Genomic DNA, 26410 nt, shown 5'->3' with positions numbered 1-26410 from the left:
TTCCCCGGATTGCATCCGGGCCACGGGCGCACCCTACGGCGGTGGTCGATGAACCTGGCCGACCTGCCCCTTGGCCCCCTGGAACGCGCCCTGGTCGCCAGCCTGCAGCGCCTCGACCCGGGCGCCGAACCGCTGCTGCTGGCCTCGGCCGCGCTGCTCTGCGCGGCGCTGGATAACGGCGACGTCTGCCTGCCGTTGGCGCGTATGGCCGGGCAACGGCCCTGGCCGGATCACGGCTTCTGCCTGCCGCACCTCCAGCAGTGGCAAGCACTGCTGGAGGCCTCGCCGCTGGTCGGTACGGCTGGCGACTTCAGCCCGCTGATTCTCGAGCATGGGCGGCTCTATCTGGCGCGCTATCACGCTTACGAGCGGCGCCTGGCCGACCAGCTGTTGGTTCGCAGCGCCGACCTGCCGCCGGTCGATGAAGCCCAGTTAAGCGAAAGCCTGAGCCGTTTGTTTGCCTTCAATCGGCAGCAACCCGACTGGCAGCGTCTGGCTGCCGCCCAGGCGGTGCGGCGCCGGCTGGCGGTGATCTCCGGCGGCCCCGGCACCGGCAAGACCACCACCGTGGTGCGCCTGCTCGCCGCCCTACTCGAGCAGCCCGGCGGCGAGCGTCTGGCCATCGGCCTGGCCGCCCCGACCGGCAAGGCCGCGGCCCGCATGGCCGAGGCGATCCGCAATGCCAAGGCCGAGCTGCCGGTCGACGAGGCGATCAAGGCGGCGCTGCCGGACGAGGCGCGCACCCTGCACCGCCTGCTCGGCAGCTGTGGCGATAGCCCGCAGATGCGTCATCACGCGGCCAACCCGCTGGCGCTGGACGTGCTGGTGGTCGACGAAGCCTCGATGGTCGACCTGGCGCTGATGGCCAAGCTGGTCGACGCCCTGCCGCCGAGCGCCCGGCTGATCCTGCTCGGCGACAAGGATCAATTGTGCGCGGTGGAGGCCGGCGCGGTGTTCGCCGAGCTCTGCGCGGGCCGCGGCTTCGACGCCCAAGCCGCCAGCGACCTGCAACGCCTTAGCGGCCAGCAGGTGCCGCTCGCCCAGCCGACTTCACGCCTGGGCGATGCGGTGGTGCTGCTGACTCACAGCCACCGCTTCGCCGGCGACAGCGGCATCGGCGAGCTGGCGCGGCGGATCAACGGCGGCAATGTGCCGGGCACCCTCGCGCTGTTGCAGGAGTCGCGCGACGACCTGGCCTGGAATGCCCAGCCGACCCCCGCCGATCTGCTCGAACGGCTGGATCGGGGCTACGCGCCCTTTCTCGCCGCGGCGAAAAGCGCCGATCCGGCTGCGGCCTTCGCCGCCTTCAACGCCTTTCGCGCGCTCTGCGCCCAGCGCGAGGGCGCCTGGGGCGTGGCCGGGATCAACGAGGCGCTGGAAGCTCGGGTGAAAAGACGCAGCCAGGTCGCCAGCCGCGAGCGCTGGTATGTCGGCCGGCCGGTGATGGTGCGGCAGAACGACTACGCCCTGGGCCTGTTCAATGGCGACATCGGCATCTGCCTGGCCAGCGAATACGGTCTGCGGGTGTTCTTTGAAGGCGAGGACGGCTACCGCCCCTTCGCCCCGGCGCGCCTGCCCAGCCACGACAGCGCCTTCGCCATGACCGTGCACAAGAGCCAGGGCTCGGAGTTCGGCGAGGTGCTGCTGGCGCTGCCCGAGCAGCCCAGCCCGCTGCTGAGCCGCAGCCTGTTCTACACCGGCATCACCCGGGCCAAGCACAAGGTCGAGATCTGGGGCCTGCCGGCGCGCCTGGGCGAGGCGGTCAGCACCCGCGCCGAGCGCGCGGCGGGATTGGCCGAGCGCCTGCAACGGGCCGGCATGCCGCGCCTGCCCGCGCACGATGACAACCCGGCCGGGCAACTCGATCTATTCTGACAGTTCACAAAATGGCCAACGGACTCACGTCTGCTGGCGCAATAGCCGACCGACGGTTGCATCCCGGCGCGCGCTCGCCAAGAATGCGCCAAGCCTGCCCGGCATTGCGCCGGTAACCGATGGATTGCCCGCTTAGCGCAAGGAGACACCATGTTCTATCGCCTGACCAATATCTTCAAAGGCATCCTCTCCCTGTTCATCAAGGATCTCGAGCGCAAGAACCCGGAGGCCTTGCTGGAGCTGGAGCAGGAAAACCTGCGCAAACAGATCGCCAACTTCAACCAGGGTCTGGCCGCCCATGCCGGCCTGGCCGAGCGCCTGATGAGCCAGGTGCGCAAGCAGGAGGCCGAGGAACGCGAGCTGCACGCGCGCACCACCGCCCACCTGCGCGCCGGCAACCAGGCGGCCGCCGCACAGAACGCCCTGCGCCTGCAGAACCTCGGTCGCGAGCTGGAAGAGAATCGCCGCCAGCTGGCCCAGGCCGAGGAGACCTACCAGAACCTGACCCGCGCCCGCGAGGTGGCGGTGGCCGCCGCGCGCAGCAAGATCGAGGCGCTCAAGGGCGCGATCAACGACCTGCGCATGAAGACCGCCATGGCCGAGATGAACGAGATGGCCGCCGGCATGGTCAGCAACCTCGGTGGCTCGGGCGACACCCTCAACCGCCTGCACGAGATGGTCGAGGAGGAGCGCACCCAGGCCGCCGGCCGCGCGCGCATGGCCCGCGACGCCATGGACATGAGCGAAGTCAACCTCAAGGAAGCCGAGATGGACGCCCTGGCCGACCAGGCCCTGGCCGAGTTCGCCGCCAAGGAGGGCATCAGCCTGCCGGGCCAGCAAACCAGTGAGGCAGCGGCGACCAGCCGCAGCATGGGCGGCAGCAACCCGCAGTCGGAAAACCAGTAGCTGATGGCCGAGTCAGCAGTCGCGGCCTGGGTCGCCGAGCTACGCCTGGCCTACGAGAGCGGCGCCCACGGCCAGTTCGTGCTCTATGGCAACGTCGCCGACCGCTTCCCCCTGGACGGTCGCCTGGTCAGCCTGACCCGCTACCTGGAGGCCAAGCTGCTCGGCACCTTCGATATCGTCTTTGTCTACGATCCGGGCAACGGCCTCAGCCTGCTGCGCGGCGGCGAGCGTTTCGCCCAGTGGCCGGCCGCCGAGCAGGTGCGGCCCTGGCCCCATGACCCGCGCGAAGCGGTCGAGCTGATCAGCCGCTACCTGCGTTACCGCGCCAACCTGACGGCCCTGGGTCGTGGCGACAACGAGCATGTGGCGGTGATCCTGCGCGGCGCCGAGCTGGTGCTGCCGGCCAGCCGCCAGGGCGATTTCGCCAGCGCCAGCCTGGCCAGCCTGGTGCGCGACTGGGCCGCCGAGCCGCCGTTCAGCGACATGGCCTTCGCCAGCCTGCTACTGGCCGACAACCTCAACGACCTGCACCCGCTGGTGGCCAATAACCCGCGCATCGACCGGGTGCAGGTGCCGCTGCCGGATGCCGCCAGCCTCGGCCAGTGCCTGGCGCAGCTGCGCATCGATCATCCCGCCGCCTTCGCCGCCGAAAACGGCGCAACGGTGGCGGCCCTGGCCGGAGTCAGCCTCAGCGCCCTGGCCAGCCTGGTCAAGCGCCGTGCCCACCAGGGCCAGGTGCTCGGCGCCCAGGACTGGATCGAGGCGAAGAAGGAGCTGGTGGAAAACGACAGCGCCGGGCTGGTGGAATTCATCGAATCCAAGCGCACGCTGGACGACTACCACGCCCAGGAGGCGCTGAAAGTCTGGCTGCGCCAGGACATGGCGCTGTGGCAGGCCAGTGATCTGCGTGCGCTGCCCAAGGGCTATATCTTTTGCGGCCCGGTCGGCACCGGCAAGACCTACCTGGTCGAGTGCCTGGCCGGCGAGGCCGGGGTGCCGGTGGTCAAGCTGAAGAACTTCCGCGACCGCTGGGTCGGCTCCAGCGAGGGCAACCTGGAGAAGATCTTCCGCCTGATCCGTGGCCTGGGCCGTTGCATCGTGTTTATCGACGAAGCCGACCAGAGCCTCGGCAAGCGCGACGGCGGCAGCGGCGACAGCGGCCTGTCCGGGCGCCTCTACTCGATGATCGCCCAGGAGATGGGCGATGCCGACAACCGCGGCAAGGTGATCTGGATCCTCGCCTCCTCGCGCCCCGACCTGATCGAGGTCGACCTCAAACGGCCGGGCCGGGTCGACGTGAAGATTCCGCTGCTGCCGACCACCACGCGGGCAGAAAGCGCGGCGCTGCTCAAGGCCCTGCTGGGGCGCTTCGAGCTCAAGCTGGAGAGCAAAGCGCTGGTCAAACTGGCGCTGCCCTTGCTGCTTACCCCGGGTGCCGCCGAGGCGCTGGCGGTCAAGGTCTACCGCCAGGTGCGCACCGCGCAGATGCAGCCCCTGGCGGCGCTCGAGCACTGTCTGCAGGGCTATCAGCCGCCGGTGCCCGAGCAGGTGCTGCGTCTGCAGATGAGCATCGCCATCCGCGAAGCCACCGACATGGCCTTCGTCCCCGAGTCCCTGCGCCACCTCGCTGAGGAGAACCTCAGTCCATGAGTGCCGGACGTTACTTCTGGGCCGCCTTCAACGCCCGCCCGCTGGGCATGCCGATTCCGCCGAACTGGTTCGCCCTGGCGGCTTGCGGTTTGTTAGGTGCCTTCATCAGCCCCGGCTTCTGGCTGCTGGGTGCCGGCCTGGAGCTGGGCTATCTGATCTTGCTGGCGCGCAGCGCGCGTTTCCGCCGCACGGTGGATGCCCAGCAGGTGCCGCCGAGCGATCCGGCCAGCCAACGTTACGAAACCACCCTGGCGTTGCTCGACGCGGCGCAACGCACCCGCCAACAGGCGGTCGAGGCGCGCGCCCGCGAGGTGCTGCAGCTGCTCTCGCGCTCGCCGTTGATGGCTTCCCATGCCTCCAGCCTGGAACAACTGGTATGGCTCAATCTGCGCCTGCTGGCGGCCGGCCAGGCGCTGAGCGTGGTGGTGGACACCGCCGCCCGGGACAGCGCCGAGTTGCAGCAGCAGGAAGCGCAGATCGACGCACGCCTGGGCGCCAGCGAGCTGAACGACGAACTGCGGCGCAGCCTGGAGCAGCAGAAGCAGGTGATCGATGCGCGCCAGGCGGCCCATGCCGAAGGCCTGCGGCGCAAGGAGCATGTGGATGCCGAGTTGCAGCGCATCGAGCAGCAGATCGCCTTGATCCGCGAGCAGACCCTGCTGGCCACCGACGAGGAGCAGATCGGCATGGCGCTGAATGCCCTGACCTCCTCGTTCAACGAGGCCAGCCGCTGGCTGAATAGCCAACGCGACCTGCTCGGCGTGCTCGAACTCAACGAACCCCAGGCCCTGCCGCGTTATGTCTTGCAAGGCCAGGCTGATAAGCCGGCGCAAGGCGAATCGGTGCGCCAGTGATGGGCGGGAGATAGCGAATGCCGCTGTCCCGGATTGCGCTAAGGCTTATCCGGGCTACGAGGATGGCAAGGCTGTAGCCCGGATAAGCGCAGCGCAATCCGCGAAGCGGTTAAGTAGAACTTTTGATTGGCGGGCCGCTGGCTCGCCTCCGACAGGGAGACAGGTCATGCATTCACGTTCATTCAGGCCGCGCCAACGCGGTAACGCCGCCGGCAAGCTGCTGACCATCCTGCTGGTGCTCGGCCTGCTCGGCCTCGGCGCCTGGCTGGTGGGCAAGGACATGCTCAAGGAAGGCGGCGACAGCCTGATCGGTGGCTTGCCGGCCAGCCTCGGGGTGGTCGGCGCGCCGGCGCCGGTCGAGCCGGTGCCGGGTACGCCGACCCTGCAGTCGGCCGCGCCCTACGAGATGAAGAACCAGATCATCGACGTCGACATGAGCGAGTACGCCGGTTATGGCGGCCTGATCGTCGCCAACGGCGGTTTGCAGCCCAATCCGGAATCGTTCTTCGCCAAGCAGTACGGCTTCCAGCTGCGCCTGAGCAAGGGCGAGAGCGAGGAGTGGTCGGCGCTGAACAACGGTCAGCTGGCGGCGGTGGCCACCACCGCCGACGTGCTGGCGGTGCTCGGCCGCCAGTTCGAGGTCACGGTGCCGGCGCAGATCGCCTTCTCCCGCGGCGCCGACCAGGTGGTGGTGGACAGCGGCATCGCCAGCGTCAACCAGCTCAAGGGCAAGGTGCTCGGCGCCACCCAGTTCAACGAGAGCGAGTTCTTTATCCGCTACCTGGCCTCCGAGGCCGGCGTGCCGGTGAAAGTCCTGCGCGACCTGGACAGCCGGCCGGGGCCGAACGAACTGGGCCTGGTGTTCTACGAGGATGCCTTTCTCGCCTGCGATGCTTACGCCGCCGAACTGGCCGGCCAGCAGCGCCTGAACGGCTGCGTCGGCTGGTCGCCGCGCACCGACGAGGTGGTTGCCGAGTCCGCCGGCGCGGCGAAGATGCTGGTGTCCAACCGCAACCTGCTGGTGGTGGCCGATATCCTGGCGGTCAACAAGGGCTTCGCCACGGCCCATCCGCAGATCGTCAAGGGCTTGGTGCATGGCCTGCTGGAAGGCAACCGTCTGCTGCGCGACGATCCGAAGGCCCATGCCGGCGTGGTGGCCAAAGCCTTTGGCTGGACCCAGGAAGAAACCCTCGACGAGCTGAGCAAGGTGCACCTGAGCAACCTGCCGGAGAACCTGGCCTTCTTCGACGGCAGCATCGACTCGGCCGGCTCCTTCCAGGGCATCTTCCAGTCCTCGGTGCTGGCCTATGGCGCGCTGATCCGCAACCCGGCCGATCCGGCGCGCTTCGCCGATTTGCAACACCTCAAGGCGCTGGACGAGAGCGCTCAGTTCAAGGGCCAGAGCATCGCCATCGCGCCGATTCGCACCAGCGGCAAGGTCGCCCTGGAAGGCGACGCGCTGCTGAGCAAGGACATCCGTTTCTTCTTCGAGCCGAACTCGGCGGCGCTGGACAAGCAGGCCCAGGACAACCAGGCCTACCTGGACACCATCAAACAGTTCCTCCAGGTCAGCCCCGGCTCCATCGTGTTGCTGCGCGGCCATGTGGATAACGCCATGGTCGGCGAGTTCGAGCGTCAGGGCGGCCCGGCGCTGCTGCGCAAGATGGCGTTGAAGGCCATGGAGCTGTCGCGCCAACGCACCCAGGCGGTCAAGGAGGCGCTGCTGGCCCGCCATCCGGGAATCGGCGAGGATCGCATCGAACTGGTCGGCCGCGGTTGGGAAGAGCCGCAGGGCCAGGACAGCGAGCAGAACCGCCGAGTCGAGGTGCAGTGGTTCACCCTCGAATAGCCCGCCAGCGGCTGTACCTGCGGCCGAGCGCCTGCGCGCAGCAGCTCGGCCGTGCCGGTGCTGTCCGGCAGGCGGCTACGCCGCGGTCTGCGCCACGCGCTGGCGGCAGGCCGCGCCGAAGGCCTGGAAGAGTTTCACCGAGTCGGGATTTGCGCTGGCTTGCCATTCCGGGTGCCACTGCACCGCGAGGGTGAACTGCGCCAGTGCGGGGGCATGGATGGCTTCGATCAGGCCGTCTTCGGCGTAGGCCAGCGCTTCAAGGCCTTCGCCCAGGGTGGCGATACCCTGGCCATGCAGCGAGTTGATGCGGATCTCATCCTTGCCCAGCAAGTCGGCCAGCCAGCTGCCGGGAACCAGCCGCACCTTGTGGCTTTCGCCATACTGCACCTCCACCGGGTCGTTGGAATCCTCGCGGTGGTCGTCGAAGTCGCCGACGGCATAGAGTTTCTGGTGGATGTCGCCGCCCAGGGCCACGTTGATTTCCTGCATGCCGCGGCAGATGCCGAAGAGCGGCAGACCGCGGGCGATGGCGGCGCGGATCAGCGGCAGGTCGAACAGGTCGCGATCGCGATCCTGGGCCTTGTCCGGGGTCAGGTTTTCCTGGTGGTAGAGCGCCGGGTCGATGTTGCTGCCGGCGCCGGTGAGGTACACGCCGTCGACCATGTCGAGGTATTGCTCGAGGTCGTCGGTGCCGCAGCAGGTCGGTGCCAGCAGCGGTACGCAGCCGGAGAGCTCGACGAGGGGAGCGATGTATTTGTGGGTCATCACCTGATAGGCATGCCCTTTGCGTTCCTGGGCGCCCATGGACATGAGGATCACGGGCTTGCGTTTGGCGTTGGGGGGAGTGCCGCTGTTGTTGGACATAGATCACCTTGGGGCAGGGAGAACCTGCCGTTGCTGTGCAGGAAGGGCCGTCGCGGCGGCACTGCTTCCTGTTTTTGTTGCCGGTGTCGACGGGTGCCGGCGCAGGCGCGACAGGCTTGCCGGAGGGCGGCGGTTGAGCCTGTTCGCGGTGCTCTCTGGCCGTCGAAACACCGGCCCAGTCTGCCAAAGCCGTAAAATATGTCAAACGAATGGTGCGCTATTCGTGGGGAAAACCAAGCGACCGATATGCTGATTATTGAGAAATATTGTCTTATATGACTGTTTTTAAACGGATATATTTTGTTTTCAATATCTGTGGCAGTCCAATATTTTTAACGCCTGGCGGATCGGTCTTTCAGCCCGCCAGTAGCATCAGCAACAAGGGCAGGCTGGCGGCCGCCAACAGCGTCTGCAGGGTGATGATGCCGGCCATCAGGTGGCTGTCGCCGCCCAGTTGGCGGGTCAGCACATAGGCGGTCGGCGCCGTCGGCAGGGCGAAGAACAGCACCAGCACGCTGCTTTCCAGCGCGGGCAATTGCAGGCCGTAAGCCACGGCCCAGGCCAGCAGCGGCATGATCAGCAGGCGCAAGCCGCTGTTCCAGGCCATGGCGGGGATTTCGCCGCCGAGTTGCTCGGGCTTGAGTGCGGCGCCGACGCAGAGCAGGCCGAGCGGCAGGCTGGCGGCGGCGAGCAGGCCGAGCAGGCGTTCGCTGCCGCCAGGCAGACCGATTCCGCCGAGGTTGATCAGGACGCCGCCGAGACAGGCGAGGATCAGCGGGTTCTTCAGAATCGGCAGGAGCAGGCTGCGCGCGCTGACGCCGCGCTCGGCAGTCAGCGACCAGACCGACAGCACATTCACCGTCGGCACCAGCAAGGCCAGCATCAAGGCGGCCAGACTCAGGCCTGGCTGGCCGTACAGGCTGCCCACGGCGGCCAGCCCCAGGTAGGTGTTGAAGCGCAGCGCGCCCTGGCTGAAGGCGCCGAAGCGCCCGGCCGGCCAGCCACGCACACGGCGGATCAACACTAACGCCAGCCAGGCCAGCCCCAGTCCAAGCATCACCGCCAGGGCCAGGCGTGGCAGCGCCGGATTGTCCAAGGGAGCCCTGGCCAGGCTGCTCAGCAACAGGGCGGGAAACAGGATGAAGTAATTCAGCCGCTCGGCGCCGGGCCAGAAGGCTTCGTTGGGAAACTCCCCGCGGCGCAGGTAAAAGCCGGCGACGATCAGGGCGAACAGAGGCCACAAGGCCAACAACAACTCCAGCACGGCAACCCCCGCCATCGAACCAGCGCTCATCTTGGTCAGCGTCACCTCGTGACGCAAGGGGGGCAGCAGGATTAGGCTGGCGGTGACAGGCTTGCCAGGAGGGGTTATGAGCGACGTTCACTGCGGTGGCTGCCAGTGCGGCGCCTTGCGTTATCAATTCAGGGCGCCGTTGCGCGACATCGCCCATTGTCACTGTTCGATCTGTCGGCGCAGCAGCGGCGGCATCGTCACCACCTGGATCACGGTGCCGCGGGCGAGCTTTGCATGGCTGGCCGGCACGCCGCGCGAATACGCCTCCTCGGCCAGTTGCACGCGCAGCTTCTGCCCGACTTGCGGCGCGCAGCTGACATTGTTCACCACGCTCAGTCCGCAGACCCTGGATGTCACCGTCGCCACCCTGGATCAGCCGCAGCTGGCGCCGGCGGAGCGGCATATCTGGGTGCAGAGCCGTCTGCCCTGGCTGCAGCTGGACGAGCAGTTGCCGCAAGAGCAGCAGGAACAGATTCCGTAGGGCGCGCAAGACTTCGCACTCCGGTAGCCCGGATGCAATCCGGGAGCGCTGCAGGCGGCGCAATATTTCCCCGGATTTCATCCGGGCTACGACTGGTTACGGCAGGATCAAGCCGCCGCTGGCCTGGTGCAGCGCGCGCAGGTGGTCGCCGAGCTGCACCAGATTGGCTTCGTTGGCCTCCAGTTCGGCCAGACGTGCCGGCGCCAGCAGCTGGCGCACGGCCTGGTCGAGGTCGTCGCTGAGCTGGCGCAATTGCTGCTGGCGGCCCCGGCTCTCGGCTTCCAGGCGTTGCCATTCGGCGGGTTGCGGCAGGCCGTAACCGCCTTCGAGCAGTTCCGCCGGGCGGCTGAGGAAGCCGCTGTTGGCGAGGATCTGCTCCAGCGCACCGCCGGCTTTGTCCAGACTCGGATCCTTGACGGTGCGACCGCTGAGGTAGCGGTGCTTGAGTTCGTCCTGGGCCAGCAGCAATTGCCGGCGCAGCGCGGCCTGCTCCAGTAGCAACAACGCGGCGCTGGCGCGCAGATCGGCCTTGGCGAACCAGGGCCGGCGGGCTTCCGCGTTCTGCTCCAGCCAGTCTTCGACGTTGTTCTGCTCGATCGGCAGGCGCTGTTGCAGCACGGCGAACATGGCCTGGTAACGGTCGCGGAAGGAGTCGAAGCGATAGCCCAGGCGCAGGGCCTCGCGCGGGTCGTCGAGCACGCTGCGGTCGGCCAGGTCGCGTGCTATCAGGCTGGCGAGCAGGCCGTTGGGCAGGATGCTGTCGAGCGCCTGCAGGCGCGGGTGCTGGCTGCCGCTACGGAGCAGCTTGAGGGTTTCCACCGCGCAGTTGTTGGAGATGAAGTAGTAGTCGCCGTCGTAGCTCCAGTGCTGTTCGGCGGCGCGGCTGAGCAACTGTTCCAGCTGCGCGCGCTCCAGCTTGAGCGGCACCGAGGCCAGGCTGCGCAGCTCGACCTTGGTGTATTCCTCGATCACCTGGGCCAGCGGCAAGACGAACAGCCGCGAGGGGTAGGCGCCGGTCAGGCCGTCCCAGCTGGACAGCTGCAGGTCGCCGACGAAGGCGCGGAAGGACAGCACCAGGTGCTCGTCCAGATCCAGGCGGCAATCCGCTCCGCGCGGCCGGCCGGGGGCGCAGATCACCAGGCGCAACATGCTGTGGCCCCAGCGGCTGGCCCACTCCTGGTTGGCCTCGGCGAGCAGGTAATCGACTTGATAGACCCGCTCGGGGTCGAGCGTCCCGAGCGGCTGGCGGGCGAAATCGCGGCCGGCGTTGAGGTAGGCGTAGCCGTCGGTACAGGGCTCCTGCTCGGCCGCTGTCCAGCCGGCGAAATGCTCGCGCCAGTAGCGTGCCAGCGAGGGCCGGCGACAGGCGTAGCTGGGGTCGAGGAGGAAGTACTCCATATTCACCGCGACGAATTCGCGCGGATTGCTCAGTTCGTAGACATCCGGGCTGCGCGCCACCTGGCCGTTGGCCTGCTCGCGTGCGCCACGGCGGCCGACCTGTTGCGGCCAGCCGGCCAGATCGAGCAGGCGCGGGTCGTCGCTGAGGGTGAAGCGGCGTGCGGTCTGGCCGCGGCAGGCATCGGGCAAACCGACCGGGCCGAGGCTGGCGAAGCGTTGTCGGCAGCGTTGCAGCAGGCGTTTTTCGTCCTGCGGCCAGAGCTGCGCACGGTCATACAGGTGGGTCAACTCATGCAGCACGGTGGCCAGCAACTCGCGGCGCACGTTGCCGTGCGGGCGCCGGGTCGGCGTAGTGGCGGCGCTGCCATCGCTGAGCGAAGGCAACAGCCGGCTGTTCAGTTCGATGCCGCTGAAGCGTCCGGCGCGGCCATAGACCTCGGCCGGCATCGTCCGCCAGCGCACCTTGACGCGCCGATCCAGGTTCTGCCTGAACGGCGCAGGCAAGGCCGCGAGCGCCTCGTCCAGCAGCGCCTGGCTGGCCTGTTGTTCGCGGCTGCTGAGCGCGGCGCTATCCAGCACCAAACGCAGTTCGGCCTGACTGGCGCTGCTGGTCAACAGCGCCAGTAGCAGCAGCCAGGTGCGGGGCGGACTCACCTGGCGAGAATGGCTTCGGCCAGTAGCTGGTCGGAGGCGTGCTGCGCTTCCGGCACGCGACGGCGGATGGCGGCGAGGGCGGCTTCCAGCTGCGCGCCGCGAATCGCCCCCTGGCTGGCGATGAAACTGGCGGCGTCGTCACGCGCGGCGAGGACGACTTTCGAGTCGCGTACCGAGGTGGTGGTGTCCGAACTGAAGTCGAGCGTGCGGTCAAGCGCGCGCACGATGATATTGCTGGTGGCGACCAGGGTTTGCGCCTGGGCACTGCCGGCGCACAAGGCCAGCACGGCGACAGTGACGAGCAAGGGACGATGCATGGCAATCTCCGAGAAACGACATGATGCGGGTTGGACGAGTATGACGGCAGTCAGTTCCTCGGCGCAGGCTGCTAGTGGCCCAGGTGCGGGTGTCTCAGCGGCTGAGGATGGCCTGCGCCAGTTGTTCGTCGTCGGCGCCCAGAGTCGGGGCTTGCTGGCGGATATGTTGCAGCGCCGCTTCCAGCCGTACGCCACGGATGGCGCCCTGGCTGGCGATGAAGCTGGCCGCGTCGCTACGGGCGGCCAATACGATCTTGTCGTCGCGCAGCGAAGAGCTGGCGTCGGACGTCGCGTCCGAGGTGGCCATGACGGCACCGCCCAGGGTGTCGGTGGTGGCGACGAAACTGGACGCCGAGGCGCTGGTGGCCAGCACCCACAAAGCGGAAATACCCAATGCACGCAAAGCGACCATCTTGAAGCTCCTGAGCCATTTTTCAAAGGCGTGGCAGGCGGCCACGCCATGTTGTTACAAGCCTAGCTCAGGGGCCGCTCGGCACACCATGCTGGCTTAACGCCAGAACGGTTTTTCCAGTTCTGCCAGGCGTTCGCCGGGGCTGATGCCGGCGTCGGCCAGCAGGCGTGAATCCAGCCTGGCCAGTTGGCGGCGGGTGCGGGTATTGAACTGCCAGCGCCTGAGGGTGTCGCGCAGGCGGGCGAGCGGGTCGATGCGTGGCTGCTCGAGTGTTGCGGGGATGTCGCTGAGAATGCGCTCCATGGCAAGGATCCTTCCCGTACAGGGCGGGCGTGGCGGTATGGGTAGCCATGGTCGCGCGAGACTGGCTAGCCTGGCAGTCACAGTCAGGGAAAAGTGTACTGGGTCAGTTGCTATTTTTATAAAACTGTTCTGCTCGTGAGCGCAGCAAGCTGTGCTGTTCGGCCTGGAGCATAACGACAAAACCCGCCGACGCAGGGCGTGGGCGGGTTTGTCAGGGCGTGCGGAGCGGCTTGCGCCGCCAGCTTTAGCGCCAGAACGGCTTGCTCAACTCGGCGTAGCGCTGGGTCTCGCTGATACCGGCGTCGGCCAGCAGGCGGGCATCCAGGCGTGCCAGCTGGCGGCGGCTGACCATGCGGCGCTGCCAGGTCAGCAGGGTGGCGACGATGCGCAGCGGCAGGTTGCCGGTGGCGTTGGAGGAGCTGGACTCGAAGAGCAGATCGGAACTGAGTGTACGTTCCATGGTGGGTCATCCTTCCGCTTGTGGCGGGTTTAGAGAGTGTTTTGCCTGGTGCCAATGTTCCGCTTCTGGCGATCGGTGCAATAGTCACAGCTGAGGTAAATTGTCAGGCTATTAGATAGCATGCTTAGCAACTGTTTCGATATTTTTAGCGGCAGCTGTACCTGTCATAAGTTAATTACCGTGTGATGGCAAATAATGCAGTGATTTATCTTGTGTATATGAAAATATTCAGTGATTGACTATAGGTACAGTTGTAAATTGATTGACCTTAATCCTTGATCTGTCGTTCAGTTTTTTAGCGAAACCTGTGGCCTGGCGGAGGCTATCTGTATCGCTGGCGGACTGTCGTGAAGGTCACCCGGGAATACTCTCCCGAGCGGCATTCTGGGCGACGGTTTGTCCGGGAAAACCGGTTAAACCGCGATGAAGCTCGCGGCGGGAGTCGCTACGGGCAGATCCTCAGCTTGCAACAGAGAGCCCAAAAAAACCCGGCACGCAGTGGCCGGGTTGTTTGTCACGCGGGGCGGGTCAGTCGACGGCTTTGACCATGTCCTCGATGACCTTCTTGGCATCGCCGAACACCATCATGGTCTTGTCCAGGTAGAACAGTTCGTTGTCCAGACCGGCGTAGCCGCTGGCCATCGAGCGCTTGTTGACGATCACGGTCTTGGCCTTGTAGGCCTCGAGGATCGGCATGCCGGCGATCGGCGACTTCGGGTCGTTTTTCGCCGCCGGGTTGACCACGTCGTTGGCGCCGAGCACCAGCACCACGTCGGCCTGGCCGAACTCGGAGTTGATGTCGTCCATTTCGAACACTTGCTCGTAAGGCACCTCGGCCTCGGCCAGCAGCACGTTCATGTGCCCCGGCATACGCCCGGCCACCGGGTGGATCGCGTACTTCACGTTGACTCCGCGATGGGTCAGCTTCTCCGCCAATTCCATCAGCGCGTGCTGGGCGCGGGCCACCGCCAGGCCGTAGCCGGGGACGATGATCACCGTGTCGGCGTTGGTCAGGAGGAAGGCGGCGTCGTCGCTGGAGCCGGACTTCACCGGACGCTGCTCCTGGCTGCCCGCTGCCGGGCCGGCAGCCGCCGCGCCGCCGAAGCCGCCGAGGATGACGTTGAAGAACGAGCGGTTCATCGCCTTGCACATGATGTAGGAGAGGATCGCGCCCGAAGAACCGACCAGCGAACCGGCGATGATCAGCATCGAGTTGTTCAGCGAGAAGCCGATCCCGGCGGCCGCCCAGCCCGAGTAGCTGTTGAGCATCGACACCACCACCGGCATGTCGGCGCCGCCGATCGGAATGATGATCAGCACGCCGATGACGAAGGCCAGTACGACCAGCAGGGCGAAGGCGCCGAGGTTGCCGGTCAGGCTGAACAGCAGGCCGAGGCCGATGATCGCCAGACCGACCGCCAGGTTGAGCTTGTGCTGGCCGGCGAACTGTACCGGTGCGCCCTGGAACAGGCGGAACCGGTACTTGCCGGACAGCTTGCCGAAGGCGATCACCGAGCCGGAGAAGGTGATGGCGCCGATGGCCGCACCGAGGAACAGCTCCAGGCGGTTACCGGCCGGAATCGCATCGCCCAGCGCCGCGACTATGCCCAGCGACTGCGGTTCGACCACGGCGGCGATGGCGATAAACACCGCGGCCAGACCGATCATGCTGTGCATGAAGGCCACCAGCTCGGGCATCTTGGTCATTTCCACGCGCTTGGCCATCAGGGTGCCGACGCTGCCGCCGACCAGCAGGCCGATGATCACGTAGCCGATGCCGGCGCCGCTGCCCATCTGCGCGCCGAGCTTGTAGATCAGGCCGATGGTGGTGACGATGGCCAGGGCCATGCCGAGCATGCCGAACAGGTTGCCGCGCCGCGACGAGGTCGGGTGCGACAGGCCCTTGAGCGCCTGGATAAAGCAGATCGAGGCGATCAGATAGAGAACGGTGATCAGGTTCATGCTCATGGTCAGTGCTTCTCCGCGGCCGCTTTCGGCGCCTTCTTCTTGAACATTTCCAGCATCCGCCGGGTGACCAGGAAGCCGCCGAACACGTTGACCGCGGCCAGCGCCACGGCCAGGGTGCCCATCAGCTTGCCCAGCGGGGTCACGGTCAGGGCGGCGGCCAGCATGGCGCCGACGATGACGATCGCCGAAATCGCGTTGGTCACCGCCATCAGCGGGGTGTGCAGGGCCGGGGTGACGTTCCACACCACGTGGTAGCCGACGTAAATCGCCAGCACGAAGATGATCAGGTTGTAGATACCGTCGGAAATCAGATCCATGTCCCTACTCCTTATTGGCCGTTGGTTCGGACGACTTGGCCGCCCGTGCACATCAGGCACGCGGCGACGATGTCGTCTTCGCGGTTGAGGTGGAGCTGGCCATCCTTGTCGATGATCAGCTTGAGGAAGTCCAGCAGGTTGCGCGCGTACAGGGCCGAGGCATCGGCCGGCACCAGGGCGGCCAGGTTGCTGTGGCCGACGATGGTCACGCCGTGCTGGATCACCACCTGTTCGGCGACCGTCAGCGGGCAGTTGCCGCCTTGCGCTGCGGCCAGGTCGATGACCACCGAGCCCGGTTTCATTTCGGCCACTGTGTTCTCATGGAGAAGCGTCGGTGCCTTGCGCCCCGGAATGAGGGCAGTCGTAATGACGATATCGGCCAGCTTGGCGCGTTCGTGCACTGCCTTGGCCTGACGCGCCATCCAGGAAGCCGGCATCGGCCGCGCATAGCCGCCGACGCCTTCGGCGCACTCGCGCTCTTCATCGGTCTCGCACGGCACATCGACGAACTTGGCGCCGAGCGATTCGATCTGCTCCTTCACCGCCGGACGCACGTCCGAGGCCTCGATCACTGCGCCCAGGCGTTTGGCCGTGGCGATGGCCTGCAGGCCGGCGACGCCGGCACCGAGGATCAGGATGCGTGCCGCCTTCACCGTGCCGGCAGCGGTCATCAGCATCGGCATGAAGCGCGGATAGTGGTGCGCGGCCAGCAGCACGGCCTTGTAACCGGCGATGTTGGCCTGCGACGAGAGCACGTCGAGGCTCTGCGCGCGCGAGGTGCGCGGCGCGGCCTCGAGGGCGAAGGCGGTGATGCCGCGGGCATTCATCCGCGCGATGGTCTCGTTGCTGAACGGGTTGAGCATGCCGACCAGCACCGCGCCGGTCTGCATCTGGGCCAGTTCGGCGTCGGTCGGGGCCACGACTTTCAGCACCAGGTCGGCGCCGAAGGCGGTGGCGGCACTGCCGATGGTTGCCCCGGCGGCCTCATAGGCGCTGTCCGGAATGCTGGCGCTGATGCCGGCTCCGTTCTGTACGGTGACCTGATGGCCTTGGCTGACCAGTTTCTTGATGGTTTCTGGCGTGGCGGCTACCCGCGTCTCGCCGACATGGGTTTCGAGAGGAACACCGATGTGCACGTCAAATCTCCTGCGTGATCTTTTTGGTGAACCGGCGCGCTGCGGATGGCACGTCGGCGAAGGGGGGGATCAGCACAAATCACCCTAGCAGAAGCTGCGCTGAGGGCGGGGGCGGCATTTTGCAGGCGCAGCATAAGTCCTTCAAGGCGTTATGGAGTAAAACCTTGCGACAACTACAAGTCACGCTGCGACTTATGAACCATTATTTCCGGCAAAGTCTTGTTAGGCGTGGCCGCGACGGCCATTGGCGGGGTTTTTTCGCGGCAATCCGATGGGCGCCATGACTGGCCGCCGATCGGATTGCCGCTGCGCGGACGAAGGGGGCGCCAAGCGCCGCTATTCAGGGCGTTTACGCGCTTTTTTGTGCAATAAATTGGACGCTTGTGCGCGACGCCAAGCGTGTAAATGTAGTTACCGGTATTTTTGACTACGCGGTCAGCTCGTCCTGTGTGCGCCGTGCTGAAAGGCCCGGCCATCGGTGACGGACAAATGGAGTGGGCGCCTAGGCGGCTGTCCGGGGGAGTAGTTGCTTCGCTTGCTGTCGTTTATTCCAGACTGCTCGCCTGGGCATAGTCGCGCGCTTGCTGCACCAACCAGTCGCGAAAGCTTTGCAGCGCCGCGGACTCCACCTTGCGCTCGGGAATCATCAGGTAATAGGCCTTGTCGCTGTGGCAGGCATGTTCCAGCGCCAGCACCAGGCGACCCTCGCCCAGTTCCCGCTGAATCAGGAAGGGTGGAATCAAGGCCACGCCCATCTCGTGCATAGCGGCCTGGGCGAGCATGGAGAACAGTTCATAACGCGGCCCGCTCATGTCCCGGGCAACATTCAGCCCCAGAGAGCCGAACCACTGACGCCAGGCGTAGGGGCGGGTGGTCTGCTGCAGCAGCGGCAGGCCGGCGATACGTTCGGCGCTGAGGCCGCTGTGCCCTTCGAGCAACGCCGGGCTGCACACCGGCATCGAGTTCTCGCGCATCAGCAGGTGTGAGGCGGTGCCCGACCAGTCGCCGTCGCCAAAATAGATCGCCGCATCGAATTCGGTGTCGGCGAACAAAAACGGCCGGGTGCGGTTGGTCAGGTTGACCGTGACCTGTGGGTGCAGACCCTGGAAATTTTTTAGCCGCGGCAGCAACCATTGAGTGCCGAAGGTCGGCACCACCGCCAGCTCGATGCTCATGGCACCTTGCTGGCCCATCACTGCCAGGGTGTCGCGTTCCACGGCATCGAGTTGCGCGGCGACCCGGCGCGCGTAGGACAGGCCGGCCTCGGTCAGCTTGACCCCGCGCCGTGAGCGGCGAAACAGTTCGACGTTGAGAAACTCTTCCAGCCCGGCGATCTGCCGGCAAATGGCGCTCTGGGTCAATGCCAGCTCCTCGGCCGCACGGGTGAAGCTCTGGTGGCGGGCGGCCGACTCGAAGGCGATCAGGGCGGTGGTGCTGGGGATTTTGCGACGCATCTGTGCGGCACTCTCACTCGATTTTGGGGAAAGTCGGGGCCAAAGTTACTCCGGAGTGAGTAAAAAGCACAATAGTATGCAAAATCCTCGTTTGCCCCGAGTGCTGGGGCGGCCTAGGATCAACCCCATCTACCCTGTGGACGCGGCCCTGGCTGCGATGATTCTCCTCCGTATCAACTCGAGGTTTTCACGATGGCCAAGGCAAGCTTCAACTGGATCGACCCACTGCTGCTCGATCAACAACTGAGCGAAGAAGAGCGCATGGTGCGCGACAGCGCCCAGCAATTCGCCGCCGACAAGCTGGCGCCGCGGGTGCTGGAAGCCTTCCGCCATGAACAGACCGACCCGGCGATCTTCCGCGAAATGGGCGAGACCGGCCTGCTCGGTGCGACCATTCCCGAAGCCTACGGCGGCAGCGGCCTCAACTACGTGTGTTACGGCCTGATCGCCCGCGAAGTGGAGCGGGTCGACTCCGGCTACCGTTCGATGATGAGCGTGCAGTCGTCGCTGGTGATGGTGCCGATCAACGAGTTCGGCAACGAAGCGACCAAGCAGAAATACCTGCCCAAGCTGGCCAGCGGCGAATACATCGGCTGCTTCGGCCTGACCGAACCGGATCATGGCTCCGACCCGGGCTCGATGATCACCCGGGCGAAGAAGGTCGACGGCGGCTACCGCCTGACCGGCGCCAAGATGTGGATCACCAACTCGCCGATTGCCGATGTGTTCGTGGTCTGGGCCAAGGACGACGCCGGCGAGATTCGCGGCTTCGTCCTGGAAAAAGGCTGGCAGGGTCTGAGTGCCCCGGCGATTCACGGCAAGGTCGGCCTGCGCGCCTCGATCACCGGCGAAATCGTCATGGACAACGTGTTCTGCCCGGAAGAAAACGCCTTCCCCGATGTGCGTGGCCTCAAGGGTCCGTTCACCTGTCTCAACTCGGCCCGTTACGGCATCAGCTGGGGCGCCCTGGGCGCCGCCGAAGACTGCTGGCACACCGCGCGCCAGTACTGCCTGGATCGCAAGCAATTCGGCCGGCCGCTGGCGGCCAATCAGCTGATCCAGAAGAAGCTGGCCGACATGCAGACCGAAATCACCCTGGCCCTGCAAGGCTGCCTGCGCCTCGGCCGGATGAAGGACGAGGGCAGCGCGGCGGTGGAGATCACCTCGATCATGAAGCGCAACAGCTGCGGCAAGTCGCTGGACATCGCCCGTATGGCCCGCGACATGCTCGGCGGCAATGGTATCAGCGACGAGTTCGGCGTGGCCCGGCACCTGGTCAACCTGGAAGTGGTCAACACCTACGAGGGCACCCACGACGTGCATGCGCTGATCCTCGGTCGCGCCCAGACCGGCATCCAAGCCTTCTACTGAGCCAGTCGCGACCACGGGCGGGTAGCCAGGCTGCCCGCCCGTTGTAGTTTCTGCGCCCTGACCCCGATTGAGGGCGGCAATGACGCCTGATGTTCTGGCCCTCGCCGCGACCGGCCCCTGATCCCGTTCAACGGCCGGCAAGGCGAGCCCCGTGGCGACGGCTCATCAGCCGAATCCAGTTTTCCCTTTATTCCCCGCGCCAGGAATCCGTTAATGGCATTGAGCATTTGCATTCTCGAAACCGATCACATCCGCCCCGAACTGGTCGCGCAGTATCGCGGTTATGGCTGGATGTTCCAGCAGCTGTTCGCCCAGCAACCGATCGCCGCCGAGTTTGAGGTGTTCAATGTGGTGCAGGGGCACTACCCGGACGATGCGCGGCGCTACGATGCCTACCTGATCACCGGCAGCAAGTACGACTCCTTCGGCGCCGAACCCTGGATCCAGACCCTGCGCGACTACGTGCTGGCGCGTTTTGCGGCCGGCGACAAGTTGCTCGGCATCTGCTTCGGCCACCAGTTGCTGGCCCTGCTGCTGGGCGGCAAGACCGAGCGCGCCGAGCAGGGCTGGGGGCTCGGCGTGCAGCAGTACCAAGTGCTCGAGCAGCGGGCCTGGATGCAGCCGCGCGCCGAGGCGCTGTCGATGCTGATCATCCACCAGGATCAGGTCACCCAGGCGCCGGCCAACGCCACCGTCCTGGCGGCCAGCGCCTTCTGCCCGATCGCCGCCTACCAGGTTGGCGACCAGGTGCTGTGCTGGCAGGGCCACCCGGAGCTGGTGGCGGACTATTCGCGGGCGATCCTCGACATCCGCAAGGCGCACTGGGGCGAGCAGGTCTACCGGCAGGCCATGGATAGCCTGGGGCAGGCGCACCAGGGGGCGGTGGTGGCCGAGTGGATGATGCGCTTCGTCGCCCAGGGCCAGCCGGCCGGCCTTGCGGCCGCTCAGGCAGGCGTCGAGTAGGCGTATTACGCACAGTAACAAGGGGTTGCTGCAGCAAAAAAGGCCTTGTCCGTCGTTGTGGAGTGAGGATATGGCACAGCAGCGTGCGAAATCCTCGTTTGCCGGGGCGCTCCCGGCCTCCTAGGATGAACCCACGCGTGCCGCTGCACGCGGCCATTTCCTGGAGTTGAAGCTATGTCCGGCGCCCTGTCGCATATCCGCGTTCTCGACCTGTCCCGCGTGCTCGCCGGCCCCTGGGCCGGGCAGATCCTCGCCGACCTCGGCGCCGAGGTGATCAAGGTCGAGCGCCCAGGTTCCGGCGACGACACCCGCCATTGGGGCCCGCCCTACGTCAAGGATGGCGAGGGCAACGACTCGCGCGAGGCGGCCTATTTCCAGAGCGCCAACCGCAACAAGCAATCGGTCACCCTGGACTTCACCCAGGCCGAAGGCCAGCGCCTGATCCGCGAACTGGTGCAGAACTGCGACGTGCTGCTGGAGAACTTCAAGGTCGGCGGCCTGGCCGCCTATGGCCTCGACTACGCCTCGCTGAAGGCGCTCAACCCACGGCTGATCTACTGCTCGATCACCGGCTTCGGCCAGGACGGGCCCTACGCCAAGCGCGCTGGTTACGACTTCATGATCCAGGGCCTGGGCGGCCTGATGAGCCTGACCGGGCGCCCGGAAGGCGAGGAGGGCGCCGGTCCGGTCAAGGTCGGCGTGGCCCTCACCGATATCCTCACCGGCCTGTATGCCACGGTCGGCGTGCTCGCCGCGCTGAATCAGCGCGAGCAGTCGGGCATCGGCCAACATATCGACGTGGCCCTGCTCGACGTGCAGGTCGCCTGCCTGGCCAACCAGGCGATGAACTACCTGACCACCGGGGTCGCGCCCAAGCGCCTGGGCAATGCCCACCCGAATATCGTGCCCTACCAGGATTTCCCCTCGGCCGATGGCGACTTCATCATCGCCGTGGGCAACGACGGGCAGTTCCGCAAGCTTTGCGAGGTTGCCGGCCTTCCGGCTTTGGCCGACGACTCGCGTTTTTCCACCAACCGGGCGCGGGTCGCCAACCGCGCCGAGCTGATCCCGTTGCTGCGCCAGGCCACGGTGTTCAAGACCACCGCCGAATGGATCGCCCAGCTGGAACGGGCCGGCGTGCCCTGCGGGCCGATCAACGACCTGGCCCAGGTGTTTGAGGATCCCCAGGTCAAGGCCCGCGGCCTGCGCATCGAGTTGCCCAACGGCCTGGGCAGCCGCACGCCGCTGGTGGCCAGCCCGCTGCGCCTGTCGCAAACGCCGGTGGAGTACCGCAACGCGCCGCCGCTGCTCGGCGAACACACCGAGCAGGTGCTGCAAAAGCATCTGGGACTGACGGCGCAGCAGATCGCCGCCTTGCGCGCGGCCGGGGTGCTCTGAGCGGCGGTGAAAAACGCTCGCCTGCCGCCGCCGCCGGGGCGCAACCGCGCGCGAACTGGAGGTGATTGCACCGGCCTGGCCCGGCGCCTGGGCGTGCAGCCGTGGCGCCGAGTGCCCGGGGCGCAGGCGTTGACACACATCAATACCCGCTTGCCGCCGATGTGTCAGCTTGATGCCATAGCTGCCGTCGGGGGAGTGATCACTATGCCACGGATGCAGTCGTACCGCGTTGAACAGGACGAATGCGCTCAGCGTCAAACGAAGCCGTCAGCCTCACGCAAGCAATCCAGGGCGGTCGACTACAAGCGGGCGTTGACCGCGACCCAGCTGTATCTGAGCGAAATCGGTTTCAGCCCCTTGCTCTCCGCGGAGCAGGAGCTGCACTTCGCACGCCTGGTGCGGCAGGGCGATCCGGCGGCGCGTAAACGCATGATCGAGAGCAATTTGCGTCTGGTGGTGAGGATTGCCCGCGCTTATGTCAACCGTGGCCTGATGCTGCTGGATCTGATCGAGGAGGGCAATCTGGGCTTGATCCGGGCGGTGAGCAAGTTCGACCCTGAGCTGGGCTGCCGCTTTTCGACCTACGCCACCTGGTGGATTCGCCAACACATCGAGTGGGCCGTCATGACTCAGGGCCGTACCATCCGCCTGCCGGTTCATGTGGCCAAGCGGCTCAATGCCTATCTGCACGCCGCCCATGTGCTGGCTGCCCGGCTCGAGCGCACTCCGACTGCCGAGGACATCGCCGAGCTGCTGGCCACGTCGCTGGACGAGGTCAAACGCATATTGCTGCTGGGTGAGCGGGTCGGCTCGATAGATGCCGTGCTCGGCTCCGATTCGGCCACCACCCTGCTTGAGACCTTGAGCGCCGAACAACCCAGCGATCCCTGCACGTTGCTGCAGGACGACCAGTTGCCGCATAGCATCGACAAGTGGCTGGCGGCGCTGAGTGACAGGCAGCGCGCGGTTGTGGTGCGCCATTTCGGTCTGCGTGGCCACGACAGCTGCACGTTGGAGGCGATCGGTCAGGAATTCGGCCTGACCCGCGAGCGGGTCAGGCAGATACAGGTCGAAGCACTCAGGCGCCTGCGCGTGATTCTGCAGGAGGATGGCCAGTCCAGCGACACCTTGCTCGAGTGACCCTGCTCGGGTGCGCCGTGCGGCCTGCTAGCTGCGTTGCGGGGTGTTGCGCAGCGCCGCGCCGCCCGCCACGTAGTAAGGCGCGGTGCTGCGCGGCAGCGGGGCGCGGCCGCGGATTTTATCGGCGATCTTCTCGGCCATCATGATGGTCGGCGCGTTGAGGTTGCCGGTGGTGATCAGCGGCATGATCGAGGCGTCGACCACCCGCAGCCCTTCGAGGCCGTGCACGCGGCCCTGGCCGTCGACCACCGCCATCTCATCGAAGCCCATCTTGCACGAGCAGGACGGGTGGAAGGCGGTTTCCGCATGCTCGCGGACGAAGGCGTCCAGCTCGGCGTCGCTCTGTACGTCCAGGCCGGGGCTGAGCTCGCGGCCGCGGAAGGGGTCGAGCGCCGCCTGGCGCATGATCTCGCGGGTGATGCGGATGCCGTCGCGGAACTCCTGCCAGTCCTGCGGGCTGGACATGTAGTTGAACAGGATGCTCGGGTGTTGGCGCGGGTCTTTCGACTTGGCCTGGACGCGGCCGCGGCTCGGCGAGCGCATGGAGCCGACGTGGGCCTGGAAACCGTGTTCCTTGACGGCGTTGCTGCCGTTGTAATTGATCGCCACCGGCAGGAAGTGGTACTGGATGTTCGGCCACTCGAACTCGGCGCTGGTGCGGATGAAACCACCGGCCTCGAACTGGTTGCTGGCGCCGGTGCCCTTGCCGAGGAGCAGCCATTTGGCGCCGATCGGCGGCTGGTTCCACCATTGCAGCGCCGGATACAGCGACACCGGCTCCTTGCAGGCGTATTGCAGGTACATCTCCAGGTGATCCTGGAGGTTCTCGCCGACCCCGGGCAGTTCGTGCACCAGGGGGATGTCGAGGTCGCGCAGTAACGCGGCCGGGCCGACCCCGGAGCGCTGGAGGATCTGCGGCGAGGCAATGGCACCGCTGCACAGCAGCACCTCGCGGCGCGCCCTGACGGTGGTCGGGGTGTCGCTGTCGCCGTGCAGGTAGTCGACGCCGATGGCGCGCTTGCCGCTGAACAGGATGCGCTCGGTCAGGGCATGGGTGACGATGCTCAGGTTCGGCCGGCCCTTGGCCAGGTCGAGATAGCCGCGCGCGGTGCTGGCGCGGCGGCCCTGCGGGGTCACGGTGCGATCCATCGGGCCGAAGCCTTCCTGCTGGTAGCCGTTGAGGTCGTCGGTGCGCGGGTAACCGGCCTGTACGCCGGCTTCGATCATGGCCTGGAACAGCGGGTTGTTGCCGGCCTTCGGCGTGGCCACGCTGAGCGGGCCGTCGCCGCCGTGGTAGGCGTTGGCGCCGCTGTCGCGGCTCTCCGCTTTCCTGAAATACGGCAGGCAGTCGAGGTAGCTCCAGTCTTCCAGGCCTTTTTCCTTGGCCCAGCCGTCGTAGTCGAGGGCGTTGCCGCGGATGTAGCACATGCCGTTGATCAGCGATGAGCCACCCAGGCCCTTGCCGCGCCCGCACTCCATGCGGCGGTTGTTCATAAAGGGTTCCGGCTCGGTCTCGTAGGCCCAGTTGTAGCGCCGGCCCTGCAGCGGGAAGGCCAGGGCGGCGGGCATCTGGGTGCGGAAATCCTGGCGGTGATCCGGGCCGCCGGCTTCCAGCAGCAGCACGCTGACCTCGGCGTCCTCGCTCAGGCGGGCGGCCAGCACGTTGCCGGCCGAGCCGGCGCCGATGATGATGTAGTCGAATTCTTGGGACATGGACGTCACCTGTAATAACGGGGCTGCGAGTGGTGGATCAAAACACCGAGGCGTAGTCGCCCAGTTCCACCTGTACCGACTTGATTCGGGTGTAATGCTCCAGGGTGCTCAGGCCGTTTTCGCGGCCGACGCCGGACTGCTTGTAACCGCCCACCGGCATTTGCGCGGGCGACTCGCCCCAGGTGTTGATCCAGCAGATGCCGGCCTCCAACCGGTGGATCATCCGGTGCGCGCGCGCCAGGTCGCGGGTCACCACGCCGGCGGCCAGGCCGTAGTCGGTGGCGTTGGCGCGGCGGAGCACCTCGTCTTCGCTGTCGTAGACCAGGATGCTCATCACCGGGCCGAAGATTTCTTCGCGCACTATGCTCATCTCGTCGTTGCAGTCGGTGAACACGGTCGGCGCGACATAGGCGCCCTGGGCGTATTCGCCGGCAGTGATGCGCTCACCGCCGATCAGCAGGCGTGCGCCTTCGCGGCGGCCTGTTTCGATGTAGTCGAGCACGCTCTGCATATGGGCGAAGCTGACCAGCGGGCCGAAGTTGACGTTGGCGTCCTGCGGGTTGCCCAAGCGGATGCGCCCCACCCGCTCCAGCACCTTGCTCTCGAAGCGCGCCTGCAGCATGCGCGGTACGAACACGCGGGTGCCGTTGGTGCAGACCTGGCCGGAACTGTAGAAGTTGGCCATCACCGCGATGTCGGCGGCGCGGTCGAGGTCGGCGTCTTCGCAGATGATCAGCGGCGACTTGCCGCCCAGTTCCATGGTCACTTCCTTCAGCGAGGAGCTGGAGGCGCTGGCCATGACCTTCTTGCCGGTGACGGTGCCGCCGGTGAAGGAAATCTTCTCGATGCCGGGGTGCTCGGTGAGCCACTGGCCGACCTCGCGGCCGCTGCCGGTGAGCACGTTGAACACGCCATCGGGCAGGCCGGCTTGGCTGTAGATCTCGGCCAGTTTGAGGGTGGTCAGCGAGGTGACTTCGCTGGGCTTGAAGATCATCGCGTTGCCGGCGGCCAGGGCCGGGGCGGATTTCCACAGGGCGATCTGGATCGGGTAGTTCCAGGCGCCGATGCCGGCGACCACCCCGAGTGGCTCGCGGCGGGTGTAGACGAAACTGCTGTCGCGCAGCGGAATCTGCTGGCCCTCGATGGCGGGCACCAGGCCGGCGTAATACTCGAGCACGTCGGCGCCGGTGACGATGTCGACGTAGCGGGTTTCCGACAGCGGCTTGCCGGTGTCGAGGGTTTCCAGTTCGGCCAGTTCGTCGTTGCGTTCGCGCAGGATCTCTACCGCGCGGCGCAGGATGCGCGAGCGCTGCATGGCGGTCATCGCCGCCCAGACTTTCTGCCCGGCGGCGGCGCTGGCCACCGCGCGCTCGACGTCGGCCTGGCTGGCGCGCTGGACGTTGGCGAGCACCTCGCCGGTGGCCGGGTCGATGCTTTCGAAGGTGGCGCCGCTGGTCGAATCGACATAGCGACCATCGATGTAGAGCTTCTGTTCGTCGAATCGGGCCAAGGCGGAATCCTCTCTTGTCTGTGGTCTTCGCAAGACTGGCTGGCTGCGGTGCGCCTCGGCCAGCTGGGTCGGCCGGGCAATGTCCAGGCCGGAAGGGTGAAAGCCAGCCTACGTTATTTTTAT

General features: G+C 66.3%; 23 protein-coding genes. 10 read left to right on the top strand and 13 right to left on the bottom strand.

All coding sequences use genetic code 11. The features are described from left to right. The first annotated feature begins 48 nt into the window (after positions 1 to 48). The 5 genes from recD to P8H27_RS08185 all read left to right on the top strand — a co-directional run bounded on the left by recD (position 49) and on the right by P8H27_RS08185 (position 7134). Positions 49 to 1875 (top strand): exodeoxyribonuclease V subunit alpha, encoded by a 1827-nt coding sequence (gene recD, locus P8H27_RS08205; RefSeq protein WP_289636653.1) that lies wholly within the window; start codon positions 49 to 51, stop codon positions 1873 to 1875. Positions 1876 to 2025: 150 nt separating this feature from the next. Beyond that, positions 2026 to 2781 carry a PspA/IM30 family protein gene (locus tag P8H27_RS08200; protein WP_289636651.1) on the top strand — a complete coding sequence of 252 codons (756 nt, stop codon included), beginning with the start codon at positions 2026 to 2028 and terminating at the stop codon, positions 2779 to 2781. 3 nt (positions 2782 to 2784) lie between these two features. Continuing rightward, positions 2785 to 4431, top strand: coding sequence for an ATP-binding protein (locus tag P8H27_RS08195; protein ID WP_289636649.1), 1647 nt, complete (start codon positions 2785 to 2787; stop codon positions 4429 to 4431). Then, a complete protein-coding gene (locus tag P8H27_RS08190; protein ID WP_289636648.1) occupies positions 4428 to 5285 on the top strand; it encodes a hypothetical protein in 858 nt (285 codons plus the stop codon). Before P8H27_RS08195 ends, P8H27_RS08190 begins: the two co-directional genes overlap by 4 nt. Positions 5286 to 5451: 166 nt before the next feature. Continuing rightward, complete coding sequence (locus P8H27_RS08185) at positions 5452 to 7134, top strand: phosphate ABC transporter substrate-binding/OmpA family protein (protein ID WP_289636647.1); 1683 nt, start codon at positions 5452 to 5454, stop codon at positions 7132 to 7134. 75 nt (positions 7135 to 7209) lie between these two features. On the opposite strand, the gene P8H27_RS08180 is transcribed toward P8H27_RS08185, so the two are convergent. Both P8H27_RS08180 and P8H27_RS08175 read right to left on the bottom strand, forming a co-directional pair. After that, entirely contained in the window at positions 7210 to 7998 is a 789-nt protein-coding gene (locus tag P8H27_RS08180; RefSeq protein ID WP_289636646.1) for a gamma-glutamyl-gamma-aminobutyrate hydrolase family protein, read from the bottom strand. A gap of 355 nt (positions 7999 to 8353) precedes the next feature. Then, positions 8354 to 9292, bottom strand: coding sequence for an AEC family transporter (locus P8H27_RS08175; protein ID WP_289636645.1), 939 nt, complete (start codon positions 9290 to 9292; stop codon positions 8354 to 8356). A gap of 76 nt (positions 9293 to 9368) precedes the next feature. Here P8H27_RS08175 and P8H27_RS08170 point away from each other — a divergent pair, with 76 nt between their 5' ends. Continuing rightward, positions 9369 to 9773, top strand: coding sequence for a GFA family protein (locus P8H27_RS08170; RefSeq protein WP_289636644.1), 405 nt, complete (start codon positions 9369 to 9371; stop codon positions 9771 to 9773). 96 nt (positions 9774 to 9869) lie between these two features. Here the strand turns inward: P8H27_RS08170 and P8H27_RS08165 are convergent, their stop codons facing one another. From P8H27_RS08165 to P8H27_RS08125, 9 genes are all read right to left on the bottom strand, one after another. Beyond that, entirely contained in the window at positions 9870 to 11825 is a 1956-nt protein-coding gene (locus tag P8H27_RS08165) for a DUF4105 domain-containing protein (RefSeq protein WP_289636643.1), read from the bottom strand. Next, positions 11822 to 12142, bottom strand: coding sequence for a DUF2388 domain-containing protein (locus tag P8H27_RS08160; protein WP_289636642.1), 321 nt, complete (start codon positions 12140 to 12142; stop codon positions 11822 to 11824). Before P8H27_RS08160 ends, P8H27_RS08165 begins: the two co-directional genes overlap by 4 nt. A 94-nt stretch (positions 12143 to 12236) precedes the next feature. Then, entirely contained in the window at positions 12237 to 12554 is a 318-nt protein-coding gene (locus P8H27_RS08155; RefSeq protein ID WP_289636640.1) for a DUF2388 domain-containing protein, read from the bottom strand. Between the two features lie 96 nt (positions 12555 to 12650). Continuing rightward, positions 12651 to 12857 carry a DUF1127 domain-containing protein gene (locus P8H27_RS08150; protein ID WP_289636638.1) on the bottom strand — a complete coding sequence of 69 codons (207 nt, stop codon included), beginning with the start codon at positions 12855 to 12857 and terminating at the stop codon, positions 12651 to 12653. Positions 12858 to 13101: 244 nt separating this feature from the next. Next, positions 13102 to 13317 carry a DUF1127 domain-containing protein gene (locus P8H27_RS08145; protein WP_289636636.1) on the bottom strand — a complete coding sequence of 72 codons (216 nt, stop codon included), beginning with the start codon at positions 13315 to 13317 and terminating at the stop codon, positions 13102 to 13104. A 528-nt stretch (positions 13318 to 13845) separates the two neighbouring features. Further along, on the bottom strand, positions 13846 to 15285 hold the full coding sequence (locus tag P8H27_RS08140; protein ID WP_289636634.1) for an NAD(P)(+) transhydrogenase (Re/Si-specific) subunit beta: 1440 nt from the start codon (positions 15283 to 15285) through the stop codon (positions 13846 to 13848). Between the two features lie 2 nt (positions 15286 to 15287). Further along, positions 15288 to 15602: an NAD(P) transhydrogenase subunit alpha gene (locus tag P8H27_RS08135; RefSeq protein ID WP_289636632.1), complete on the bottom strand. Its 315-nt coding sequence runs from the start codon at positions 15600 to 15602 to the stop codon at positions 15288 to 15290. An 11-nt stretch (positions 15603 to 15613) separates the two neighbouring features. Continuing rightward, positions 15614 to 16738 carry a Re/Si-specific NAD(P)(+) transhydrogenase subunit alpha gene (locus P8H27_RS08130; protein ID WP_289636631.1) on the bottom strand — a complete coding sequence of 375 codons (1125 nt, stop codon included), beginning with the start codon at positions 16736 to 16738 and terminating at the stop codon, positions 15614 to 15616. Positions 16739 to 17283: 545 nt separating this feature from the next. After that, a complete protein-coding gene (locus P8H27_RS08125; RefSeq protein ID WP_289636630.1) occupies positions 17284 to 18192 on the bottom strand; it encodes a LysR family transcriptional regulator in 909 nt (302 codons plus the stop codon). A gap of 192 nt (positions 18193 to 18384) precedes the next feature. Here P8H27_RS08125 and P8H27_RS08120 point away from each other — a divergent pair, with 192 nt between their 5' ends. From P8H27_RS08120 to rpoS, 4 genes are all read left to right on the top strand, one after another. After that, positions 18385 to 19563 (top strand): acyl-CoA dehydrogenase, encoded by a 1179-nt coding sequence (locus P8H27_RS08120; protein ID WP_289636629.1) that lies wholly within the window; start codon positions 18385 to 18387, stop codon positions 19561 to 19563. A gap of 213 nt (positions 19564 to 19776) precedes the next feature. Continuing rightward, on the top strand, positions 19777 to 20526 hold the full coding sequence (locus P8H27_RS08115) for an amidotransferase (RefSeq protein ID WP_289636628.1): 750 nt from the start codon (positions 19777 to 19779) through the stop codon (positions 20524 to 20526). A gap of 174 nt (positions 20527 to 20700) precedes the next feature. Further along, the gene (locus tag P8H27_RS08110; RefSeq protein ID WP_289636627.1) at positions 20701 to 21924 is read left to right on the top strand and encodes a CaiB/BaiF CoA-transferase family protein; all 1224 of its coding nucleotides are present in this window, start codon (positions 20701 to 20703) and stop codon (positions 21922 to 21924) included. Between the two features lie 213 nt (positions 21925 to 22137). Further along, a complete protein-coding gene (gene rpoS / locus P8H27_RS08105; RefSeq protein ID WP_289636823.1) occupies positions 22138 to 23064 on the top strand; it encodes an RNA polymerase sigma factor RpoS in 927 nt (308 codons plus the stop codon). Positions 23065 to 23091: 27 nt separating this feature from the next. Here rpoS and betA read toward each other — a convergent pair whose 3' ends face one another. Together betA and betB are read right to left on the bottom strand one after the other, a co-directional pair. After that, positions 23092 to 24777, bottom strand: coding sequence for a choline dehydrogenase (betA, locus tag P8H27_RS08100; RefSeq protein WP_289636626.1), 1686 nt, complete (start codon positions 24775 to 24777; stop codon positions 23092 to 23094). 37 nt (positions 24778 to 24814) lie between these two features. After that, positions 24815 to 26287 carry a betaine-aldehyde dehydrogenase gene (gene betB / locus P8H27_RS08095; RefSeq protein ID WP_289636625.1) on the bottom strand — a complete coding sequence of 491 codons (1473 nt, stop codon included), beginning with the start codon at positions 26285 to 26287 and terminating at the stop codon, positions 24815 to 24817. Positions 26288 to 26410 lie beyond the last annotated feature (123 nt).

The organism is Pseudomonas sp. sp1636, assembly GCF_030376615.1.
Lineage (GTDB): Bacteria > Pseudomonadota > Gammaproteobacteria > Pseudomonadales > Pseudomonadaceae > Aquipseudomonas.
The sequence above is the reverse complement of the archived record's forward strand: the minus strand, read 5'-3'. Positions and strand labels throughout refer to the sequence as shown.